Genomic DNA, 19,790 nt, shown 5'->3' on the forward strand with positions numbered 1-19,790 from the left:
AATGGCAAAGACGCTTTTCGACAAGGTTTGGGATGATCACGTGGTGACGGATCTGCCCGGCGGCGGCACGTTGCTGTACATCGACCGCCACCTCGTGCACGAAGTCACCTCGCCGCAAGCTTTCGATGGTCTGCGCGAGCAAGGCCGACCCGTGCGGCGTCGTGACCTGACCTTTGCCACCGTGGACCACAATGTGCCGACCGACGGCCGCGCCATCGACGAGACAAGCCTAAGCGGCCAGCAACTCGCGGCCCTCAGCCGCAACTGCAAAGAGTTCGGCGTGCCGCTGTTTGGCTACGGCGACGTGCGGCAAGGCATCGTGCACGTGATCGGGCCCGAGCTTGGCATTACGCTCCCTGGCCTCACGATCGTGTGCGGCGACTCGCACACCTCGACCCACGGAGCGTTTGGCGCGCTGGCCTTTGGCATTGGCACGACGGAAGTCGAGCACGTACTCGCCACGCAAACTCTGCGCTCGCCGAAGAAGCCGAAATCGCTCGGCATCCTGGTGGATGGCGAGTTGGGCTTTGGCCTCACCGCCAAGGATTTGATCCTCGCCATCATTCGCAAGCTGGGCGCGGGCGGCGGAACCGGGTTTGTCGCCGAGTACTTCGGGCCAGCCATTGAGGCGCTCCCCATGAGCGGCCGCATGACGATTTGCAACATGAGCATCGAAATGGGGGCTCGCGCCGGCATGATCGCGCCCGACCAAACGACGCTCGATTTCGTCGCCGAAGGTGACCGACCGTTTGCGCCTCGCGGCGCGGATTTTGACGCCTTGGCTGAACGATGCAAGCGCTTGCGCACCGACACCGACGCCACGTTTGACCGCCTGGAAACGCTCGACGTCAGCACCTTGGAACCGCAGGTTTCGTGGGGCACCACCCCGGCGATGACCGCCGACGTGAGCGGCCAGATTCCTGAGCCGAAGGACGACGGCGAAATCCGTGCGCAAAAGTACATGGGCCTGACGCCGGGCATGCGGGTCAACGAGCTGGCGGTGAACACCGTGTTCATCGGCTCGTGCACCAACTCGCGCATCGAGGATCTTCGAGAGGCCGCGGCCGTCGTCCGAGGTCGGCGCCGCGCCGACGGCGTACGCGCGATGGTTGTTCCGGGCAGCGCGACAGTAAAACGACAAGCTGAAGAGGAAGGACTTGCACAAATCTTCACCGACGCGGGCTTCGAATGGCACCAAGCGGGCTGCTCCATGTGCCTCGGCATGAACGGCGATATCCTTCGTCCGACCGAGCGATCGGCGAGCACGAGCAACCGACCGTACGAAGGTCGTCAGGGTCCGGGCTCGCGCACGCACCTGGTGTCGCCGGCTACGGCGGCGGCCACCGCCCTCACCGGCAAGTTCACCGATCCGAGGCAGTTCTTGAGTTAGCTTTTCGGCGCGGCCGTGATGGTCGTGCGAATTTCGCCGAACCCGATCTTGAAGCCGTCGCCTTGGGCAAACCCGGTCATGATCAGCGTGTCGCCATCCTCCAGGAAGGTGCGCTCCTCGCCGGAACTGAGCTTGATCGGGTTCGCTCCGCGCCATGTGAGTTCGAGCATCGAGCCGTAGGAGTTCGGTTCGGTGCCGCTGATCGTGCCGCTGCCATAAAGGTCGCCGTGCTCCAGCGCCGTGCCGTTGCTGGCCTGGTGGACCAATTGCTGCGCGAAACTCCAGTAGAGATGCCGCGCATTGCTCAGGCAGATGCGCTCGGGCTCGGCCATTTTGGGCGTCTGCAAAAAGACTTCAAGTTGGATGTCGTAGTGCTGCTTGCCCCGCTGCGCGAGGTAGTCCAGCGCGGGCGGATCCTGTGTCTCGCCTTGCACGCGGAACGGCTCCAGCGCGTCGAGGGTCACCATCCACGGGCTGATGCTGGTGGCGAAGCTCTTAGCCAGGAACGGGCCGAGCGGCTGGTATTCCCAGCGTTGCACGTCGCGCGCCGACCAGTCGTTGACCAGCACCATGCCCATCATGAATTCGTCCACTTGGTCCATCTTGACGGTCTGACCCATGTCCGTGTCGCGCCCGACAAAGAATCCCATTTCGAGCTCAAAATCAAGTTCTCTGGTTGGGCCGTAAGTGGGATCGCCTTCGGCTGGTTTGCGCTGACCGCTCGGCCGCGGAACATCCACTCCGCTCACGATAACCGAGCTGGCTCGACCGTTGTAAGCCACCGGCAACCAGCGATAGTTTGGCAGCAAGGGCGGCATGTCGGGGCGGAACATTTTGCCGACATTGCTGGCGTGATTGATGCCCGAGTAAAAGTCCACAAATGCCGCGATATGCATAGGATGGACAAGGAAAACCTCCTCAATTGGTGCGATGCACATCGTTCGCATTTCGCGGTTGTCGCGGAGTTTCGGGCTGCCCTCGCGGAGCAGATCGAACACCTGTTTGCGCAACTCGCTAAGGTCGCTGGGTGAGAACTCGGTGAGGTCCTCCAGCAACGGCATGTCGTCGGCGAGCAACCCTTCCTGCTGCAGCGGCAGCAGGGCGATCACGTGGTCGCCGAGCCGGACCACCACCGAGGTCTGCTCTTCCTCAAGAAGCGCGACTCCGAACGGCAGGTTTTGAATCGGGAAGTGGGTGTCTTTGGGGACGGGCAACCAACTCTTTGCCGTCGGGCTAATCAGGAATCGTTTCACGAGAATATTTTGGCCGCGCCGGGACCGATGCCGCTAAGCCCTTCGTAGGGCTCCGTGATGGAGCACGAACCAATGCCGCCAAGCAGCATGCGGAAGCTGAGGATATCCTCGATTTCCAGGTCCAGTTCGCCGATCATGATTCGATCCTCCGCGAACTCGAAGTGCATCGGATCTTGCTCGTCCAGAATCATGCCGACTTCAACCGTGGTGAGGTCGAAGTGCGCGGTGAAGGCGGCCGCCAAAAGGCAGTTGAGGAATCCGTGCATCATGCCTAGCGCGGGGTCCAGATGCCGCATCGGATGGTGCAATCCGGCGGTGAGTTTAAAGGGGAGTTCGAGATCGGAAGTGAGCTTGATGAACTCGGCGACACGCGTGACGGTGGGGAAGGCGTCGGGGGTGACTCCGCCGAGCCGCGCCTTCACGCCGACGATCTCGCTCTCAGCCAATTGCGAGACGCGATCGCTAAACTGGTCGTCCAGCGGGAACTCGACATAGACATCGCTGTCCAGTTGCGCAAGCGCTTTCATGGCAGATTTCGAGATGCCTTCAGGTGCGCGAACCTCGTAGCAACTGATCTCGACATGATCCGCGAATTCAAAGGTCTCAATCGCCTGGAGGTCATCCTTCACGGTCGAGATATCGGTCCCAGTGACGGCGATGCTCCATGGCTCGTCCTCGGTTTGCTCGGCTAGAAATCGCCCTAGTTCGTTGAGGCGGCCGACCGGGCAAATGAACCGATCCACGATCCAGCTTTCGGTTCCGGCGAGGTGGCCCAGGTAGAGCTCGCCGGCCTCGGCCATGCGCAGGCTGGCGGGCGGAAACAGACCGGCGTAGTCGAAAACGCCTTCCAGAAGGGCTCGCGCAGCGGTGACCATAAGGTGAGTTTAGCAGTTCTGTTTTGGCGCGAACCCGCCCCGGCGGTACACTGGTTGGATAAATGCAAGGGTTTGACGTGATCGTGGTCGGGGCTGGCCACGCGGGGATTGAGGCGGCGGCGGCTTCGGCGCGCATGGGCCTCAACACCCTGTGCGTCACGCTACGCGCCGATCGCATTGGCCACTTGCCCTGCAATTGCAGCGTCGGCGGACCGGCGAAGGGGCACCTCGCGCGCGAAGTTGATGCACTCGACGGCCTTATGGCGGTGGCGACCGACTACACGATGACCCACATTCGGCGAGTCGGCACCGGCAAGGGCCCGGCCGTCCAAACCGTGCGCGCGCACGTCTGTAAGACCGATTATCCGGCTTGGATGCAAGCGCACTTGGCGGAGATGCCCAACCTCACAATCCTGGAGGGGCAGGTGCTCACGGTGACTCATGCAAACGGTTGCGCAACCGGAGTCTTGGTCGTGACCGGTGACGCGACGGAGCCGCAATTGATTTCCACCCGAGCGGTCGTACTCACGACCGGCACGTTTCTCAACGGGCTCTGCCATCGGGGGACCGAGCTGACCGTCGCGGCTCGCGAAGGCGATCAGGCCGTGCTCGGGCTGTCGGTGTTTCTCAGCAGCATTGGCGTCAACTTGCGCCGCTTTAAGACGGGCACCACGCCCCGCCTGAAGAAGAGCACCTTGGACCTGCACCTACTGGAAACCCAGGAGAGCGAGCCCGACGCGGCGCCGATGAGTTTTCTGCACCCGCAAGGTTATGCCAAGCGGGAGCTGCTGCCGTGCTGGCAAACCGCGACAAACACAGAAACGCATAACCTGCTGAAGGAGAACTTGCACAAAAGCGCAATGTTTTCCGGTCAAATTCAGGGCGTCGGACCGCGTTATTGCCCGAGCGTCGAGGACAAGGTGGTTCGGTTTGCCGAGAAGGATGCGCACCCGATTTTCTTGGAGCAGGAGGAGTGGGATTCCGAGAGCATCTACGTGCAAGGGTTCTCGACCTCGCTGCCGGAAGACGTGCAACTGGCGGCGATTCGCACGATTCGTGGCCTCGAAAACGCCGACTTCCTACGCGCCGGTTACGCTGTCGAATACGACATGGCCGACCCGATGCAGCTTCACCCGACGCTCGAATCCAAGCAGTTGCAAGGCTTGTTCTTGGCGGGGCAGATCAACGGGACTTCGGGTTATGAGGAAGCCGCCGCGCAGGGTCTGGTGGCTGGCATGAACGCCGCGCGACTTGCCCAGGATCGCGAGCAGATCATTTTCTCTCGCGCCGAGTCGTTTATCGGCGTCATGATTGACGATCTCGTCACCAAGGGCGTGGAAGACCCTTACCGAATGCTGACCGCGCGCGCCGAGCACCGTCTGTTGCTGCGGCACGACAACGCCGACCAACGCCTGACGCCAATTGCCCGCGAGGTGGGCGCGTGTAGCGACCAGCGATGGGCGCGCTTCCAGGCGAAGACCGAGGGCATGGCCGCCGCCAAGGCTTGGCTCACCGCAAACTCGGTTGGGCCTGATGCAAGCGCTTGCATGGAGTCTCTCGGAAGCACCGCCATCAAGAATCGGACGAACCTTTTCGACCTCCTTCGTCGGCCTGAAATCACGTGGGAGACCTTGCCCAAGCTGCTCGATGTGCCGCGCTTTTCCGATGAGGATCGCTTGAATCACGAGATTCAAGAGCAGCTGAAACTGGCCGCCATCTATCAGGGCTACGTCGAGATTCAGGAGCGCCAGGCCAAGGAAACTCGTCGGCTCGACGATGTGCTGATCCCGGCCGATTTCGACTACCAGGCGACCAAGGGCCTGAGCTACGAAAGCATCGAAAAGTGGTCGCGCTTGCGACCGCAAACCGTTGGCCAGGCGTCGCGCATTAGCGGCGTGCGGCCGTCGGATGTGACGATCCTGATTGGCTGGCTACGCGCCCGCCGGGAAAGCGCTTAGACGATCTGCACGTCGCGGGCTCCGCGCTCGACTTCGCCGATCACGCTCGCCATCTCGCCCGCCTGCGCAATCCTTTGCACAACCGCGCTAGTCATCTCGTTTTTTACGACGAGCACCATGCCAATGCCCATGTTAAAGGCGCGGTACATTTCGGGCCAGGCAATGTTGCCGCAGGTTTGAATGAGGTCAAAAATCGGGAGCGGAGTCCACGTCCGCCGGTCGATTGTGATGCGGCATTCGTGGGGCAAAACCCGCGGAATATTGTCGTAGAGACCGCCGCCGGTGATGTGCGCAACCGCTTGCACGCCCATTTCCTCTTGCAGCAAGGGGTACACGGCGTTGAAGTAACACCGGTGCGGCCGCAGCAATTCGGTGCCGATGGTCGAGCCGATGCCCGGCACTTCGTCGCGGACACTGAGCCCCGCGACTTCCAGCAAGGAGCGCCGCGCCAGCGAGTAGCCGTTGGTGTGGAGCCCGGAGCTCGCGATGCCGATCACCTTGTCGCCCGGCTCCACCGTGAGCTTCGGGTAGATGTTCGTTCGCGAGGCAACCCCGACGATGCTGCCGACCAAATCAACTTCGCCGTCGTGGTAGACGCCCGGCATTTCGGCGGTTTCGCCGCCAATGAGCGCGCAGCCCACCGCTTGGCAAGCCTCCGCCGCGCCGCGAACAACATCGGCAAACACCGGCTCCTCCAGATGGCTGCACCCGAAGTAGTCCATAAAGAACAGGGGCCGCGCGCCTTGGCAGAGAATGTCGTTGACGCAGTGGTTGACGATATCCGCGCCCAAGCCCGAATAGTCGCCCACCATCGCGGCGACTTTGGTCTTCGTTCCGACGCCATCAATGGAGCTCACCAGGACCGGTTCGGGGATGTCAAAAGCGGCGTTGAACAGGCCGCCAAAGCCACCCACGCCGGCCAAAACTTCGGGGCCATGGCTGGCCGTGATGGCGGGGAGAACCGAGCGAAGAGAGCGTTGCGCGGCCTCAATATCGACCCCCGCGACGGCGTAGCTCAGCGGTTCTTCAGACATAGCCAAGACAATACCCGGTCGCAAAAACCCGGGTAGAATCTGGCGGCTTGAGACGGTAGCTCAGTCGGTAGAGCAACGCCCTTTTAAGGCGTGGGTCCTGGGTTCGAGCCCCAGCCGTCTCACTTTCCCATCCAATGATTGATGTGTTCGCGCATTTGCGCGGCCGTGTCCTGGTGCGGATCAATCAATTCCGCCGCCCAGCCGCGCTCGCGGGCCGCCATAACGTTTACCGACGTGTCGTCGAAAAAGAGGATTTGTGAAGGTTGCGCATTGGCATCTTGTTCGAATCTCGCGAAGATCGCTTGGTCCGGCTTTTCCAAGACAACCTCATGAGACAGCACCGGGACTTCGAGCAAAGCGATGTTCGGATACCGCTCCAAGCTATTCATCACTTGCCAGTGAGGCGCATTCGTGTTGCTCAGGCATCCCGTGCGGATGCCCGCTTCGTGAAGCTCGGTGACCAGGGCGAGGGTTCCCGGATAGGCGTCGCGCAGAATGCCGGCGTGAATGGCCATGGCTTCGGCTAAAGAACCCAATTGTAGGTCTCGTTGGAGCCCGGCGTAGTATTCGTCCAGCGAGATTCGACCGGCTTGAAATGGATCGAATGAAGATGCCTGAGCGAATGCCCAGCCGCGAAAGCTTTCGGCTAACGGCACGCCGGCTCGTTCGGCGGCGGCCCCCCAGGTTCGAGAAATCTGAATCATGACCCCGCCCAGGTCAAAGCAAACAATGCGCTCCATGCTAAGCCCGGTATACCCGGCCCATAATAACGGCATGAATAAGCTGTTTCCCAATGCCACCGCCGCGCTGGAGGGGCTGGTTTTCGACGGCATGACCGTCATGAGCGGCGGCTTCGGCCTCTGCGGAATCTCGGAGCACCTGATCGTCGCGTTGCGCGACACGGGCGTCAAGGACATCACTGTCATCTCCAACAACTGCGGCGTGGATGACTTCGGGATGGGCTTGCTTTTGCAAACCCGCCAGATTCGCAAGATGATCTCAAGCTATGTCGGCGAGAATGCCGAGTTTGAGCGGCAATTCCTGAGCGGCGAACTCGAACTTGAGTTCAATCCGCAGGGCACATTGGCCGAGCGGATCCGCGCCGGGGGCGCGGGCATTCCCGCGTTCTTCACCAAAACCGGTTATGGCACCGTGGTTGCCGATGGCAAGGAAACGCGCCAGTTTGATGGTGAATGGTACGTCATGGAAAGCGGTTTGCGCGCCGATCTCAGCCTCGTGAAGGCGTGGAAGGCCGACCGCTCGGGGAACCTGGTGTTCCGCAAGACCGCGCGCAACTTTAACCCGATGATGGCGACGGCAGGCAAGGTTTGCGTGGCCGAAGTGGAGGAATTGGTCGAGGTCGGCGAGCTCGATTCGGACCACATTCACACGCCGGGTATCTACGTCGATCGCCTGATCGTAGGCACCAACTACGAAAAGCGAATCGAGCGCCTGACCACCCGCGAACGCGCCTAACGCACGTCGCGCAGGGCGTCCTGCAGCAGCTCGATCGGCAGGCCGATCACGTTCGATTCGGAGCCGCGGATTTCGGTGACGAACTTGCGCGCACCGCCCTGAATCGCGTAGCCGCCCGCCTTATCGAGCGGTTCGCCGGTGGCCACGTAGCTCTCAATTTCCGTGGCGGTTAGTTCGCGAAACGTGACTTCGGTCGTATCCTGAATCGCCTGAAATCCCTTGGGCCAACGCAGGACCAGCGCGGTCGTGACGCGGTGGGTCCGACCCGAAAGCAAGCTCAGCATACGCGCCGCGTCGGCGGCGTCAGTCGGTTTGGCCAGGGATTCGCCGTCGAGTTCCACCACGGTGTCGCCCGCGATCACCAGGCTGTCGTCGTGCGCGTCGAACACGGCAAACGCCTTGTCCCGAGCCAGCCGTGCGGCGGTCGCGGCCGGTGCCTCATCCGCCAACTGCGTTTCGTCCACTTCGGGCGAAACCACGGTGAATTCCACGCCCAGCGAAGCGAGCAACTCGCGGCGTCGCGGCGATCCGCTTGCGAGGATGACGGGCCATTTCAGGTTCGGGGGGCGCACCCCGAAAGTATGGCCGGGGCGACTCTCGGAAAAGTGTCACAATTTCACCATGCGAGTTCCTTTCCTTGACCTACCCGCCCAATATTCGGAAATCCAATCCGAAGGCGAGCCGGAGATTCTTGAGATTTTGCGCACGGCCGCCTACGTCGTGGGCAAGCACAACAAGGGTCTGGAAGAGGAAATTGCGGCCTCGCACCACGCCAAGCACGGCATCGCGGTGAACTCGGGAACCGACGCTCTGCGGATTCTGCTTCAAGCGGCGGGCGTGGGCCCCGGCGACGAGGTCATCACGAGCGCATTTAGCTTCGTAGCGACGATCGAAACTATCATCCAAGTCGGCGCGCGACCGGTGTTTGTGGACATCGATGAGAAGAGCTTCGCCATCACTCGCGAGACCATCGAGCCGGCGATTACCGAGCGGACCAAGGCGGTTATGCCCGTCCACCTGTTCGGCCAACTTTGCGATATTGCTCCGATCGCGGCTCTTTGCGAGGAGCGCGGATTGGTGCTGGTGGAAGACGCCGCCCAAGCCATGGAAAGCCACCACAACGGCCGCTATGCGGGTTGCTGGGGCGTCGGCGGAGGGCTCAGTTTTTACGTCACCAAGAACCTCGGCGCGGCTGGCGATGGCGGTCTGATCCTCACCGATTCCGACGCGATCAACGAGGGTTGCCGCTCGCTGCGCATCCACGGCATGGGCAAGGAGCGCTACTACTACGACGCCATTGGCTACACCAGCCGCATGGCCGAGTTGCAAGCGTGCGTGTTGCGACACAAGCTTAAGCGCCTTCCGCACTGGACGGCCCGCCGCCAAGAGCTCGCCAAGATCTACGATGTAGACCTAGCGCACACCGACGTGGTCAAGCCTACGATTCTGCCCGGCAACAACCACTGCTACCACCAGTACACGATTCTCAGCGACCGCCGCGACGCGTTGCAAGCGTTCCTCAAGGAGCAGGAAATCGACTCGATGATTTACTACCCGGTGCCGCTGCACTACCACGAGCCGTACAAATACCTGGGCTTTGGCAAGGGCGATCTGTCCGAGACGGAGCGCATTTCGCTGCAATGCCTCAGCTTGCCGATCCATCCGCACCTCACCAACAAGCAGGTGGAGTGGGTCACGCACTGCATCCGCGAGTTCTACGCGAGCTAAGCGCTAAAGAAGTCTTCCAGCACTTCGTCCACCGACGTGGCGGAGTGCGGGATCAGTTCCAAGGTGGGGTAGCCCCCGGCGGGGACGTCGGCGTCCTGCACCACCATGAAGGTGTGGTTGTGCCCCTTGGGGCGGTCGCCAACCGACAGAGGCAGCGAGCGGAAAAACTTCAGGCAACACCACTCGAGGGTTTCGCGGGCGCGCTCGCGATTCTCTTCCGAATACCCCGCGATGCTCATTTCCGGGAGCCCGAACTTCGACATGCCCTTGGTCATGAGCTTGCCGTTACGCTCGTGAAAAGACAAGAGTTCCGAGGGGTAGAGGTCCTCGCTCACGCGGGCATCCGGGCCCATGCTGTAGCGTTGGGCCAGCGGGTCGCAGACGATGCCGCCGGTGAGTTCGGCCAGGCGCGCGGCGAGTCCATACACCTGCCGAATGGCCGGGCGAACCATCGCGTCGTGTGACTTGAATTTGAATTGAGCAATCAGCCAGGTGGCGCGCATCACTTCGCGCACTTCCGGCGAGAGCAAGTGCCCGGCTTCGCGCGTGTCGGCTGCCACGCGCGGGTCGAAACCGGTGCTCTGGCCCAAATTGGTGATCGCCATGTGAAGCATGGACTTTTTGTCGGGGCTCACGATGCCGTAGCTGCCGACGTGCATCGGCTGGGTCAGAGAAGTCTTCACCGCGCCATGCTCGAGCGGCACAATCAGGCCGACTTCCGCGCCATCGGCGCCTTCGGGATTGGCCAGTTGGTGCGGCGTGGGCAGAGCCGTGGTTGGAATGAACGTCATCAGATAGAAGCCGCTGCTGATGCCAAACCCGGGCGTCGCCGGCTTGCTAAAGCGGAACATCTGACGGAGCTTGTTCATTTCCTCGATTCCAACGCTTTCGAATTCTCATCAGGGTCTGACTCCACTCCTCCCCCGAATAATAAAGAACGTAGCAAGAGCAGATGGTGAACGCAAAAAGCGGAATATTAAATCTCCATTCAATACTACCGTGCAGTAACAGACCACCGAGCACGACGTATCGGCGCGCTGGTTTCCAAAAAACGAGCGTCCCCAGGGCGACCTCCAACAGCATGGTCCCGTAGCTCGTGATGGTCAGCCAGGGCTGCGTGTCGAGGAAGGCGGGAACGGGGAAGCGCTGGAATTCGGTGAGCTGCGGCGGGTACCAGGTGGCGGTGCCGTTCTTCCAGCTTTCGCCGTTCCACTTTTGCACGACCGAGGTGACATACACCACAGCCAGTTGCAAGGCCATCATTCGCTGCGGCCAAAGGCTGACCGACCCAATCGGCTCCTCACCTCGGCGGCGACGCAGGAAGGCGTCCACGGAAAGCGCGGCTCCGGCCGGGGCAAGCGCCATGAGGATCGTCATGTTGCGCAGCAGCGTGTCGCCGCCGTGCAGCAGGACTGGATTCCGCACATGGAACGCGATGGTCAGCAACGCCAGAAGCACCGAACTAACCCGCGTGAACAGCCCAATCATCACGCAAACCGCGCTGAGGATCATGACCACGTAAAGCAGCCGGGTCACGTTGTCGGGCGTGCTCATGAGCGGGTTGAATCGCCATACATCGCCGTTGAATCGGGCGGCAAGGTCCTTGGTCACCAAGCCCTTTTCGGTGAAAAATTGCTCAAAGTGCTGGCCGATGATCGCCCAGTTAGCGAGGTGCGCAACGCCAAGCAAGATCCGGTACACGCCCATCGCCAAGGGCGATCCCCAGCCGAAGAGACCTTCGTCCAGCTTGGCCAGAATTGCCTTCATCGGTACTCCATGCCCAGTACGTCCTTGGGGTTCACCACGTGGTGGTAGAACTCGATCTCGCGCATTGGAGGCTTCGGGCGACCGTAGGCCACGTTGCTCGTGACGAGGATGAGTCGGACCCGTGAGGGCATCACGCGACGGCGTTCGTAAGACTCGTACGCCAGTCGCTTGGCGAGGCCAGGCCATAGGTAAAACGCGCTTTCCGGAATCAAGCGCTCGACGTACTTGCGGAATCGCTCGTGAAGAAACTTGTCGATCTGCCCCATGGCGTAGATGCGGTAGAAATTCCGCCGCTCAGAGGAGCCGTCGGTGTAGATGACCTCGTACTCCATGTGGCAATCCATGTTCGAGGGGTTGGGCGCAAACATGTCCCAGTACTGCCAAAAGCCGGTCGAGATGATGTAGTAGGAAAGCGGACCGGCGCGGATGACGCGGTCATTCCACAGGTACATCTGCTCTTGCAGATTAGGCTGCGGCGCGCGCTGCCGTTCGGCCGCGGTGGCAAGGGGGTCGTTGTGAATTCGCAGAGGCGGCGGCGCTTTCGGGATGCTCCAAAGCGTGATGAGCACGGCGTGAAACACGAACCACACCTTGATGGGCCATCGAACCGATTTGCCTTGCATTCCTCAAAACCTAGTATGGCGAAATTTGCGTTGGCTAGTTTTTTGCCGTAAACTTTTGAACGAACCTCACAAAAAGGTGGTCAATATGTCCATGAATCAGCAATTTTTGTTTCCGATGTGCTTAGTTGCGCTCGCGAGTATCGCGTCCGCACAAGAGGGTAAGGGGTGGCGAGACACCCAGCTGAACCTGCCGCCTGCCAATGCAAGTGAGACGATCAGCCGCCTTTCGAGTTACCGTCTTGTTACGGCTGACCTCAAATCGTTGCGGGATTCAGTGGCTGGCGCGGCGTTCGACCGCGGTGGTCACACAACGGGCAAGCCCAAGGCGATCTCCGTTCCGCGGGCCGATGGCACCACCAGCACGTTCTTGGTCACGGAGTACAACCTGCTCTCCGACGAACTGCGACAGCAGCATCCGACCTACAAGTTTTATTACGGCTACAATCCGGCCAACCCGGTGGAAACCGTGCGCCTTGGCTTTACCGACATTGGCTTCCACTCGACCATTGACGCGGTCAATGGCGACGAATTTATCGACCCGGTGGCCTGGGGCAACACGAGCGACTACTACGTCTACAATCGCAAAAACCTGCGACGCGGAACCAACTCGCTAATCTGCGGCGTGACCGACGAGATCGACCTTTCCGAGAACGATCCGTTCGCACCAAACCCGGCGACCGGCACCATCCACTTTGATGCGGTCGGCAGCAACCTCAAGACTTACCGTCTGGCACTGAACGGCACCATTGAGTACACCGCGGCCCGCGGTGGCACAGTTGCTTCGGCTCAAAGTTCGATGACGGTCTCGATGAACCGCGTGAATGGCATTTACGAAAAGGATTTCGGCATCCGCATGTCGTTGAACCTGCTCAATCCGTTCATCGGCTCGGATCCGTTCACCAACACCAACGGTTCGACCATGTTAGGTCAGAACCAAACGCAGTGCGACACAAACCCGGGAACAGCTAACTACGACATTGGTCACGTGTTCAGCACGGGTGGCGGCGGCGTCGCTGGACTTGGGGTTGTCGGCGTCGCCGGCAATAAGGCGCGCGGCGTCACCGGGGGACCCTCCCCAACGGGTGACGCGTTTGACATTGATTACGTTGCCCACGAAATGGGGCACCAATTCGGTGGCGCGCATACGTTTAACGGTTCTGTAGGCAGTTGCGCGGGCGGCAACCGCTCGGCATCGAGTGCATACGAACCGGGTTCTGGTTCGACGATCATGGCCTATGCTGGCATCTGCGGAACCGATGACCTGCAAACGAACTCGGACGCCTATTTCCACACGCGCAGCGTGGACCAAATCGTAGCTTGGCGCAATAACGCTGGGTCGGGCGGTAGCGCCGCGGCCAACGGCAACGCCGCTCCGGTAGTAAATGCTGGTGCTGACTACACGATCCCGCTGGGCACGCCTTTCCGCTTGACCGGTTCGGCTACCGACGCTAATGGCGACGCGTTGACCTATTGTTGGGAACAGTACAACCTCGGCAGCACGACCGCGGCAACCAACACCAGCACGGGCGTGCTGTTCCGAAGTTTCAACCCGAGCACGAATCCTTATCGCACCTTCCCGAATTTGACGGCGATTCTGAATAATTCAGCCACGCCATGGGAAGTCTTGCCAACGGTCGCTCGCACCATGATCTTCCGTTGCTTGGTCCGCGATAACCGGGCAGGTGGCGGCGAGAATAACCAAGACTCGACAACGATCACCGCAACGGGCACCGCGTTTAGCGTGACCTCGCAAAATACGGCGACGACGTGGAATGCAGGTACTCCGCAAACGATCACCTGGAACGTGGGTGGCGGCTCGGTCGCCAGCAACGTTCGCATCGTGTTCTCGCGAACCAGCGGGACTAACTTCGATTCGGGTACCGGCGTCGAGACGATTATCGCCAGCACGCCGAACGACGGATCAGAAACGATCAATGCTCCTTGGGGTGCCACGACTACGGGTCGCTTCTCGGTCGAAGCGGTCGGCAACATCTTCTTTGATGTGAACAATGCCGCCCTGACGATCAACGAAAGCAACTCGGTTGCCATCACCGCGGCTCCGGCCACGATCTTGGCGGGTGCAAGCGGCACGGGTACGGTGAACCTCAGTGGTCCGGCTCCGACAGGTGGACTCACGTTTAACCTTTCGGATAACAACGCGAACGTGACGGTCCCCGCCACGGTGGTGTTTGCCGCCGGCGAAACCAGCAAGAACTTCGCGATCACGACCACCGGTCCGGCAACGGGCGGCACCGTGACCCTGACGCTCACACGAACGGGTCAAAGCTACAGCAAGACCACGACGTTTGCGCTCCGCACGAATGGCACTCCGGTGGGTAACAACGACGCTTACACCTTGCCGAGCGCCGCAACCTACAATTCGGCCATTTCGGTCTTGGCCAACGACACTGATCCGGACAGCGACCCGCTGCAAGCGACGCTGGTCTCAACCACTCCGAACGGAACCCTCTCGCTGGGTACGAACGGCCAGTTCACCTACACGCCGAACGGCGGTTTCTCGGGCGTGGATTCGTTCACTTACCGAGCCACCGATACGGCGCTGAACAGCGGAATCACGACCGTGAATCTGACCGTTCCCGCCTCCGACCAAGTGCTGACGGGCAACATTACGCTCGACCAGTTCTCGGTGAGTCCGGCCGGTCAACTGATCACGATTGAAGTGTACGCCGTGGGTGGAAACACCGTGCTGCGAAGCGGTTCGGCGGTGCTCGATGGTTCGGGGAACTACTCGTTCACCCTCGGTTCGCCGCTGGCAGCCGGCAACTACGACGTCCGCGTCAAGGGTTCGCACTGGTTGGCCAAGCGACTGACCAACCGAGCCTTCTCGGCGACGGCGGCAAGTGGCCTCAACGGAACCCTGACGAACGGCGACGTGAATGGCGACAACATCGTTGACATTGCCGACTACTCGCTGCTCGCAGCGGCCTTCGACCTGGCGACGTCCGGACCGGAAGACCTGAACGGCGACGGCCTGGTGGACATCGCCGACTACACCATCCTTGCGACATCGTTCGATCTGAGCGGGGATAATTGAATGGTGGGGCGCACGCCCCGCCACTCATGAATCCGCAAGGCGAAGCCATCATCCTGGGATCGGGAACCTCAACTGGGGTCCCGGTCCTTGGCTTCGATTACCCGGCGAGTTTTCTCGCTGATCCGCGCAACCACCGCCTGCGCCCCAGCATTCTGTTGTGCGGTCCGACGGGGAACTTTCAGGTGGATTGCGGTCCCGATTTCCGGATCCAGCTGTTGCGAGCCGGAATTTCTGATCTCGAAGCCGCGCTGATCACGCACTCGCATGCCGATCACATCATGGGCATGGATGATCTGCGCTCGTTTTCGCTCAAGTACCGACGGCCCTTTCCGGTGTACGCGTGGCCGGAAGTTCAAGCCGATATTCGGCGGATTTACCCTTATGCGTTCGCCGATTTTCCGGTAGGAGTGGAGGTGCCGCGGTTTGACCTGCAAGATGTGCCCGCCGTGATTGAGGTCGGCGGCATGGAGATCGAAACTCTTACCGTGATGCATGGCCCCACCATGCGGTGCGTGGCGCTGCGCGTTGCCGGCTTTGCCTACGTGACCGACGTCAGCGACATCCCACCCGCGGCGTGGGCACGACTGCAAGACTTGGACACGTTGATTTTGGACGCCGTGCGGTACAAGCCGCACCCAAACCACTTTCATTTTGAAAAGGCGGTGGAGGTGGCTCGGCAACTCGGTGCCCGCCAAACCTACTTTACGCACCTGAGTCACGATTACGACTACCAGGTGGTGACCGCCGAACTTCCGGCGGGAATCAGCCTCGCCTACGACGGTCTCAGAATTCTTTTTTGACCCACTTTTGCAGGGCTGGCGAGTCGGGAAACTTGTCGCTCAGTTCTTTGAGGGCGCTTAGCACCGTCGGGTGCCACGGGTAGGGCGGCTCGATCGGCAGGGTTTCCAAGTCACGAACAAGCCCCGCCGCCTCGGCGGCCATGTTACTGCGGAACTGCAGCAGGTATGCCTGCAGAATCTTGAGCAGGGCCAGGGGACGATGCCGGAGGGCCTCATCAATCCATCGGCCCGCGTCCACCCACTGACCGAGTTCCAGCAGCCTAACCGCGACATCGATGAGCGCTTCGGGATCTTCGGCGAGCGGCGCAACCAGAGGATGCGGATCAGCGCTGAAACCGCCCGGCTGCGCCAAAAACGCCGCCGCTCGGAGCATCGGCTCCATCGGGCTGAGGAAGTGCGCGTTCAGCAGCGCCTGCGATTGCTCGTCGGGGGCAAGATGTCGGTCGCACAGCGCGCGATCCGCCCACGCGAGTGGGTCGTCGCCGTTGAACATCAGCGCGGCCTCAAATCGCTCGGCGGCCAGCGGCCAGTTTTCGGCGGCGGCGGCCAATTGCCCCAGCCGCGCATAAGCCGCGCCGCGGAGGCCTGCCTCGCGCGTGGCAATCGACAGTTCTTCTTCGGTCTCGGGCGTTTGGATGGCAGGCTGCAAGGCGGGTTTGCGGTTGGGGCTTAGCGGGCGGCTTTCGGGCGTCGCGCCGAGAATCGGCTGCCCCCCGGCCGTGACAATTACGCGCGCGGGGTTGGCCACATCGCCGGTCAGCGGAATCCGGGCGGTGAGCGACTGGTCCAGTTGCAGGGGAGATTTGAACGCCTGATGACTACGCGCTTGCAAGTGCAGTTCCGCGTCCTCGGGTGGCCAGCTGAGCTGCACAAAGACTTGGTCGGCTTGCAGGTGGATTGAGCCCGCGAGATTGACCTCGCTCAATTCGCTCGTCCCGGAAACGGCGACCAACTTAGCGCGTAGCACCGCGCTTTCCCGCGGCCCTAGCATCTGGTGCCGTTGGTACGGCTGGTCGAATGCGCAATCCTCATCAACCACCGCGAACCCGGCTCGTCGCTTACTATCGAGGCTCGTTTCCCCCGGAAACCTCAGGCCCGGCCAAATCTCCAACGATCGAAATCCGCGGTTGTGCACCCGCATCTCCCAAGCCAAAACCGCTTCCTCGGGCTGCAAAGTGAGCGTCACGGCGAGGCTCAGATGAGCGCCCGGAATCAGTTCGAAGAGCCGCAGTTCGCCCGCGTCGTCGTCGTCTTCGGGCTCTTGCATCATCCAGTGCATCGGGCCGGTGGCGGTCGGGCGGACATCTGGGCCGACTGCCCACTGCACGCCCGTGGTCGCGAGTCCGGCCAGAGTCAGCGCATTGACCTTTGGCAGCAGCTCGGTGCCGGTGCGCTTATCGAGCACCTCCAAAATGCGACCACCCAAGTCCACGGCCACCGTCACGCGAAGTAGCTCGTTTTCCAAAACGACCGTTCGGATGCTTTGCGGGCCAGATTGCCCGGTGCCCACGACCGGCGGAAAGGGGTAGTTCGTCCAGTTTGCGGCGGGAACGCCGCTCTCCACGCGCGCGACTTCTAACTCGCAATCGAGCACATCGGGAAACACTTGAACGGGCATTGGAGTTAAACTAATGTACCAGTCGTTATGGAAGGTCGTCGCGTCGTCATCGGTTTAGTCAAGTGGATTGTGGTTCCGGCCGCCCTTGGTGCGGCAGGATACTTCTACGTGGGCCCCAAGCTCGGCGAGACCCAAGTGATCGAAAAAGTGGAATCTACCACCGAGGCCGTAAAGCGCCAACTGGAAGAAGCCAACTCCGACGACAAGAAATCGCCTCGTAGCTACGAGCGCTAGATTCCGAAGAAGCGACGAGCGTTGCCGTCGAGAATTCTTTCGCCTTCGTCCGGATGGACGTCCCACAGATTACTCACCATTTGGTTGACAAACCGTACGTATGCCGGTTGATTGGTCTTGCCGCGAAACTTTTGCGGCGACAAAAACGGGGCGTCGGTCTCGATGAGCACGCGATCGCGCGGCGCGGATTGGATCAGGTCGCGCAGGTCTTGCGACTTGGGATAGGTGATCGGGCCATCCACGCCGATGTAGCCGCCTCGATCGAACGTCCACTGCGCTTGCGCCGCGTCTCCGGCGAAACAGTGAAAGACGAAGGGGTGCGGCGGCAATCGCTCCAGCCGTTCGATTTGGTAAGCGTAAGCCTCGCGGCAATGGAAAATGAGCGGCTTTTGAACTGACATCGCGAATTCGTACTGCTCCGCGAAGCAGACATCCTGCTCCTCGGGGGTCGCCTTATCCCAATAAAAGTCGTAGCCAATCTCGCCGACGGCCACCACTTTTTCGTGCCCGACAAGTTCCTCCAGCACCCGCAATTCCGCGCTCGTGTAAGTCGCGGCGTTGGTTGGATGCCAACCCACGGTTGCATAAACTTCAGGGAAACGGTCGGCTAACTCCACGGCCTGGCGACTGGTCTCCGAGTCGATGCCGATGACAACCATTTGGTGAACACCGGCCTGCGCCGCCTCATCCACCACCCGCGCGGGATCGGGAAAGTAGTCGGCCATGTAAAGGTGGCAGTGGGTGTCGATCATAAAACAAAAATCCCTGGCGAACTTCGCCAGGGATAATCAACCAAATGGTTAGCTAAACGTCAGCTCGACGCCGCGCTTTTGGATTTCTTCCACGAACTTGGTGCCCGTGACCGCGTTTTCGTAGCGGATCGCGCCCGCCGGAACGTTCTTCTCGGCGATTTCCTTGGCGTAGATCGCCATGGAGAAGCCGGTCAGGCGCTCCATCGAAGTAAAGCCGGTGCGCTCGCACTCCTTGTCGTGAATGTCAATCTGCTTGGTGACGTCCTTGCCATCCTTCTTGCCATGCGCCACGGCCCGCACGAAGCACTGGTCGCGGTCAACAAACTTCGCGAGTTCGGGGCCGAACACTTCGTTGAACACGTCCTTCGGTCGAACCTTCACGCCCTTCACTTCGATCTCGTTTTCGTTCCAGAAGCCGAAGTCCTTGAACAGCTTAATGCGTTCGCAGTGACCCGGGAAGCGGATCGTTTTGTATTGGTAGTTCTTCACCTTGCCCTGGTCCTTGAGGGTGTAGGGCGCGGTGGAGGTGCCACCAGAGGTCACGAAGGCTTCCATCTTGGCGCCCTTGATGTCGAGCTCTTCCAGTTCGGTGAGCGTCGGCACCATCGTGATCTCGCGATCGCGCAGCGCGACGGCTTCGTAGTCGTACTCCGTCACCAGGCCTTCCACGTTAAAGGTGACCTTGTAGTTCAGCGGCGGAACCGGGTTTTGCGGAAGGACGCCGCAGTACATGCGCACGTCGTCGGCTTCGTCCATTTGCTCGATCAGCGCGAGGCCAAGCGAGTTGACGAGACCGGGAGCAAGGCCGGTGTCCGGCACCAGCGTCACGCCGGCCGACTTTGCGGCGGCATCCATGTGCAGGGTTTCCATGGTGACTTCGGTGTTGCCGCCGAGGTCGCACATGCTCACGCCGCACTCAATCGCAATCTTCGCGATTTTCGGGTGCATCCAGTAAGGAACGCAGCTAAGGAGAACGTCAACGCCCTCCAGAAACTTGCCAAGGCTGGCGGGGTCCAGCGCATTCACCTGCGATGCTTCGCAGAGGGCGGTGCCGGTGAGCATATTCACGCGGGCAGTGGCCTTATTGGCCTGGTCCATGGACGTATCGCCCATTTTGATCAACTTGGCGTCGCAGAACTTGGCAAGGTCGTAGGCCGCAGCCGTCCCTTGCATGCCCGCGCCGAGCACAGCATAAGTGAATTTCATAGGTCCTCGAAGACTCCGTTG

Annotated in this window: 18 protein-coding genes and 1 tRNA gene; 8 read left to right on the forward strand and 11 right to left on the reverse strand. The window is 60.9% G+C overall.

Going from position 1 to position 19,790, the window contains the following annotated elements; genetic code table 11:
* Nucleotide 1: 1 nt before the first annotated feature.
* Nucleotides 2-1,390 carry a 3-isopropylmalate dehydratase large subunit gene (gene leuC / locus JNJ45_00785; protein MBL8047192.1) on the forward strand — a complete coding sequence of 463 codons (1,389 nt, stop codon included), beginning with the start codon at nt 2-4 and terminating at the stop codon, nt 1,388-1,390.
* Here leuC and fahA read toward each other — a convergent pair.
* Entirely contained in the window at nt 1,387-2,643 is a 1,257-nt protein-coding gene (fahA, locus tag JNJ45_00790; GenBank protein MBL8047193.1) for a fumarylacetoacetase, read from the reverse strand. The genes leuC and fahA overlap by 4 nt on opposite strands.
* Nucleotides 2,640-3,518: a hypothetical protein gene (locus tag JNJ45_00795; GenBank protein ID MBL8047194.1), complete on the reverse strand. Its 879-nt coding sequence runs from the start codon at nt 3,516-3,518 to the stop codon at nt 2,640-2,642. The genes fahA and JNJ45_00795 overlap by 4 nt, the downstream gene beginning before the upstream one ends.
* A gap of 62 nt (nt 3,519-3,580) precedes the next feature.
* Between JNJ45_00795 and mnmG the strand changes: the two genes are divergently transcribed.
* A complete protein-coding gene (gene mnmG / locus JNJ45_00800; protein ID MBL8047195.1) occupies nt 3,581-5,476 on the forward strand; it encodes a tRNA uridine-5-carboxymethylaminomethyl(34) synthesis enzyme MnmG in 1,896 nt (631 codons plus the stop codon).
* Here the strand turns inward: mnmG and JNJ45_00805 are convergent.
* Nucleotides 5,473-6,510, reverse strand: coding sequence for a phosphoribosylformylglycinamidine cyclo-ligase (locus tag JNJ45_00805; protein ID MBL8047196.1), 1,038 nt, complete (start codon nt 6,508-6,510; stop codon nt 5,473-5,475). The genes mnmG and JNJ45_00805 overlap by 4 nt on opposite strands.
* Before the next feature lie 49 nt (nt 6,511-6,559).
* On the opposite strand from JNJ45_00805, the gene JNJ45_00810 reads away from it, so the two are divergent.
* Nucleotides 6,560-6,632: transfer RNA gene (locus JNJ45_00810), tRNA-Lys, on the forward strand.
* On the opposite strand, the gene JNJ45_00815 is transcribed toward JNJ45_00810, so the two are convergent.
* A complete protein-coding gene (locus JNJ45_00815) occupies nt 6,630-7,250 on the reverse strand; it encodes an HAD-IA family hydrolase (GenBank protein ID MBL8047197.1) in 621 nt (206 codons plus the stop codon). The genes JNJ45_00810 and JNJ45_00815 overlap by 3 nt on opposite strands.
* A gap of 34 nt (nt 7,251-7,284) precedes the next feature.
* Here JNJ45_00815 and JNJ45_00820 point away from each other — a divergent pair, with 34 nt between their 5' ends.
* Nucleotides 7,285-7,986, forward strand: a complete 702-nt coding sequence (locus JNJ45_00820) for a CoA transferase subunit A (protein MBL8047198.1) — start codon at nt 7,285-7,287, stop codon at nt 7,984-7,986.
* On the opposite strand, the gene maf is transcribed toward JNJ45_00820, so the two are convergent.
* Nucleotides 7,983-8,558: a septum formation inhibitor Maf gene (gene maf, locus JNJ45_00825; GenBank protein MBL8047199.1), complete on the reverse strand. Its 576-nt coding sequence runs from the start codon at nt 8,556-8,558 to the stop codon at nt 7,983-7,985. The two genes, JNJ45_00820 and maf, sit on opposite strands and share 4 nt — an antisense overlap.
* Before the next feature lie 49 nt (nt 8,559-8,607).
* On the opposite strand from maf, the gene JNJ45_00830 reads away from it, so the two are divergent.
* Nucleotides 8,608-9,714 (forward strand): DegT/DnrJ/EryC1/StrS family aminotransferase, encoded by a 1,107-nt coding sequence (locus JNJ45_00830; protein ID MBL8047200.1) that lies wholly within the window; start codon nt 8,608-8,610, stop codon nt 9,712-9,714.
* On the opposite strand, the gene JNJ45_00835 is transcribed toward JNJ45_00830, so the two are convergent.
* Genes JNJ45_00835 through JNJ45_00845 form a run of 3 tightly spaced genes read right to left on the reverse strand, consistent with a single transcriptional unit; the run spans nt 9,711 to nt 12,104 of the window.
* A complete protein-coding gene (locus JNJ45_00835) occupies nt 9,711-10,583 on the reverse strand; it encodes a hypothetical protein (GenBank protein ID MBL8047201.1) in 873 nt (290 codons plus the stop codon). The genes JNJ45_00830 and JNJ45_00835 overlap by 4 nt on opposite strands.
* Nucleotides 10,552-11,481, reverse strand: a complete 930-nt coding sequence (locus tag JNJ45_00840) for an HTTM domain-containing protein (GenBank protein MBL8047202.1) — start codon at nt 11,479-11,481, stop codon at nt 10,552-10,554. The genes JNJ45_00835 and JNJ45_00840 overlap by 32 nt, the downstream gene beginning before the upstream one ends.
* On the reverse strand, nt 11,478-12,104 hold the full coding sequence (locus tag JNJ45_00845) for a hypothetical protein (GenBank protein ID MBL8047203.1): 627 nt from the start codon (nt 12,102-12,104) through the stop codon (nt 11,478-11,480). The genes JNJ45_00840 and JNJ45_00845 overlap by 4 nt, the downstream gene beginning before the upstream one ends.
* 91 nt (nt 12,105-12,195) lie before the next feature.
* Here JNJ45_00845 and JNJ45_00850 point away from each other — a divergent pair, with 91 nt between their 5' ends.
* Both JNJ45_00850 and JNJ45_00855 read left to right on the forward strand, forming a co-directional pair.
* Complete coding sequence (locus JNJ45_00850; protein ID MBL8047204.1) at nt 12,196-15,159, forward strand: cadherin-like domain-containing protein; 2,964 nt, start codon at nt 12,196-12,198, stop codon at nt 15,157-15,159.
* Nucleotides 15,160-15,185: 26 nt separating this feature from the next.
* Nucleotides 15,186-15,959, forward strand: coding sequence for an MBL fold metallo-hydrolase (locus JNJ45_00855; GenBank protein MBL8047205.1), 774 nt, complete (start codon nt 15,186-15,188; stop codon nt 15,957-15,959).
* Here JNJ45_00855 and JNJ45_00860 read toward each other — a convergent pair.
* Nucleotides 15,943-17,577: a DUF5107 domain-containing protein gene (locus JNJ45_00860; GenBank protein ID MBL8047206.1), complete on the reverse strand. Its 1,635-nt coding sequence runs from the start codon at nt 17,575-17,577 to the stop codon at nt 15,943-15,945. The genes JNJ45_00855 and JNJ45_00860 overlap by 17 nt on opposite strands.
* A 27-nt stretch (nt 17,578-17,604) precedes the next feature.
* On the opposite strand from JNJ45_00860, the gene JNJ45_00865 reads away from it, so the two are divergent.
* Nucleotides 17,605-17,811 carry a hypothetical protein gene (locus tag JNJ45_00865; protein ID MBL8047207.1) on the forward strand — a complete coding sequence of 69 codons (207 nt, stop codon included), beginning with the start codon at nt 17,605-17,607 and terminating at the stop codon, nt 17,809-17,811.
* Here the strand turns inward: JNJ45_00865 and JNJ45_00870 are convergent.
* On the reverse strand, nt 17,808-18,563 hold the full coding sequence (locus JNJ45_00870) for a TatD family hydrolase (protein ID MBL8047208.1): 756 nt from the start codon (nt 18,561-18,563) through the stop codon (nt 17,808-17,810). The two genes, JNJ45_00865 and JNJ45_00870, sit on opposite strands and share 4 nt — an antisense overlap.
* A 48-nt stretch (nt 18,564-18,611) precedes the next feature.
* Complete coding sequence (locus JNJ45_00875; GenBank protein ID MBL8047209.1) at nt 18,612-19,769, reverse strand: saccharopine dehydrogenase NADP-binding domain-containing protein; 1,158 nt, start codon at nt 19,767-19,769, stop codon at nt 18,612-18,614.
* Nucleotides 19,770-19,790: the final 21 nt, after the last annotated feature.

It is taken from the genome of Chthonomonas sp. (genome assembly GCA_016788425.1).
Taxonomy (GTDB): Bacteria; Armatimonadota; Fimbriimonadia; order Fimbriimonadales; family Fimbriimonadaceae; genus JAEURQ01.

What these genes read in the sequence shown, in the direction of transcription:
- JNJ45_00835 (MBL8047201.1), bottom strand. Translation starts at nt 10,583, where the DNA reads ATGAACAAGCTCCGTCAGATGTTCCGCTTTAGCAAGCCGGCGACGCCC.
- JNJ45_00845 (MBL8047203.1), bottom strand. Translation starts at nt 12,104, where the DNA reads ATGCAAGGCAAATCGGTTCGATGGCCCATCAAGGTGTGGTTCGTGTTT.
- leuC (MBL8047192.1), top strand. Translation starts at nt 2, where the DNA reads ATGGCAAAGACGCTTTTCGACAAGGTTTGGGATGATCACGTGGTGACG.
- JNJ45_00805 (MBL8047196.1), bottom strand. Translation starts at nt 6,510, where the DNA reads ATGTCTGAAGAACCGCTGAGCTACGCCGTCGCGGGGGTCGATATTGAG.
- JNJ45_00830 (MBL8047200.1), top strand. Translation starts at nt 8,608, where the DNA reads ATGCGAGTTCCTTTCCTTGACCTACCCGCCCAATATTCGGAAATCCAA.
- JNJ45_00820 (MBL8047198.1), top strand. Translation starts at nt 7,285, where the DNA reads ATGAATAAGCTGTTTCCCAATGCCACCGCCGCGCTGGAGGGGCTGGTT.
- JNJ45_00870 (MBL8047208.1), bottom strand. Translation starts at nt 18,563, where the DNA reads ATGATCGACACCCACTGCCACCTTTACATGGCCGACTACTTTCCCGAT.
- JNJ45_00840 (MBL8047202.1), bottom strand. Translation starts at nt 11,481, where the DNA reads ATGAAGGCAATTCTGGCCAAGCTGGACGAAGGTCTCTTCGGCTGGGGA.
- mnmG (MBL8047195.1), top strand. Translation starts at nt 3,581, where the DNA reads ATGCAAGGGTTTGACGTGATCGTGGTCGGGGCTGGCCACGCGGGGATT.
- JNJ45_00795 (MBL8047194.1), bottom strand. Translation starts at nt 3,518, where the DNA reads ATGGTCACCGCTGCGCGAGCCCTTCTGGAAGGCGTTTTCGACTACGCC.
- JNJ45_00850 (MBL8047204.1), top strand. Translation starts at nt 12,196, where the DNA reads ATGAATCAGCAATTTTTGTTTCCGATGTGCTTAGTTGCGCTCGCGAGT.
- JNJ45_00865 (MBL8047207.1), top strand. Translation starts at nt 17,605, where the DNA reads ATGGAAGGTCGTCGCGTCGTCATCGGTTTAGTCAAGTGGATTGTGGTT.
- JNJ45_00875 (MBL8047209.1), bottom strand. Translation starts at nt 19,769, where the DNA reads ATGAAATTCACTTATGCTGTGCTCGGCGCGGGCATGCAAGGGACGGCT.
- JNJ45_00815 (MBL8047197.1), bottom strand. Translation starts at nt 7,250, where the DNA reads ATGGAGCGCATTGTTTGCTTTGACCTGGGCGGGGTCATGATTCAGATT.
- JNJ45_00855 (MBL8047205.1), top strand. Translation starts at nt 15,186, where the DNA reads ATGAATCCGCAAGGCGAAGCCATCATCCTGGGATCGGGAACCTCAACT.
- JNJ45_00860 (MBL8047206.1), bottom strand. Translation starts at nt 17,577, where the DNA reads ATGCCCGTTCAAGTGTTTCCCGATGTGCTCGATTGCGAGTTAGAAGTC.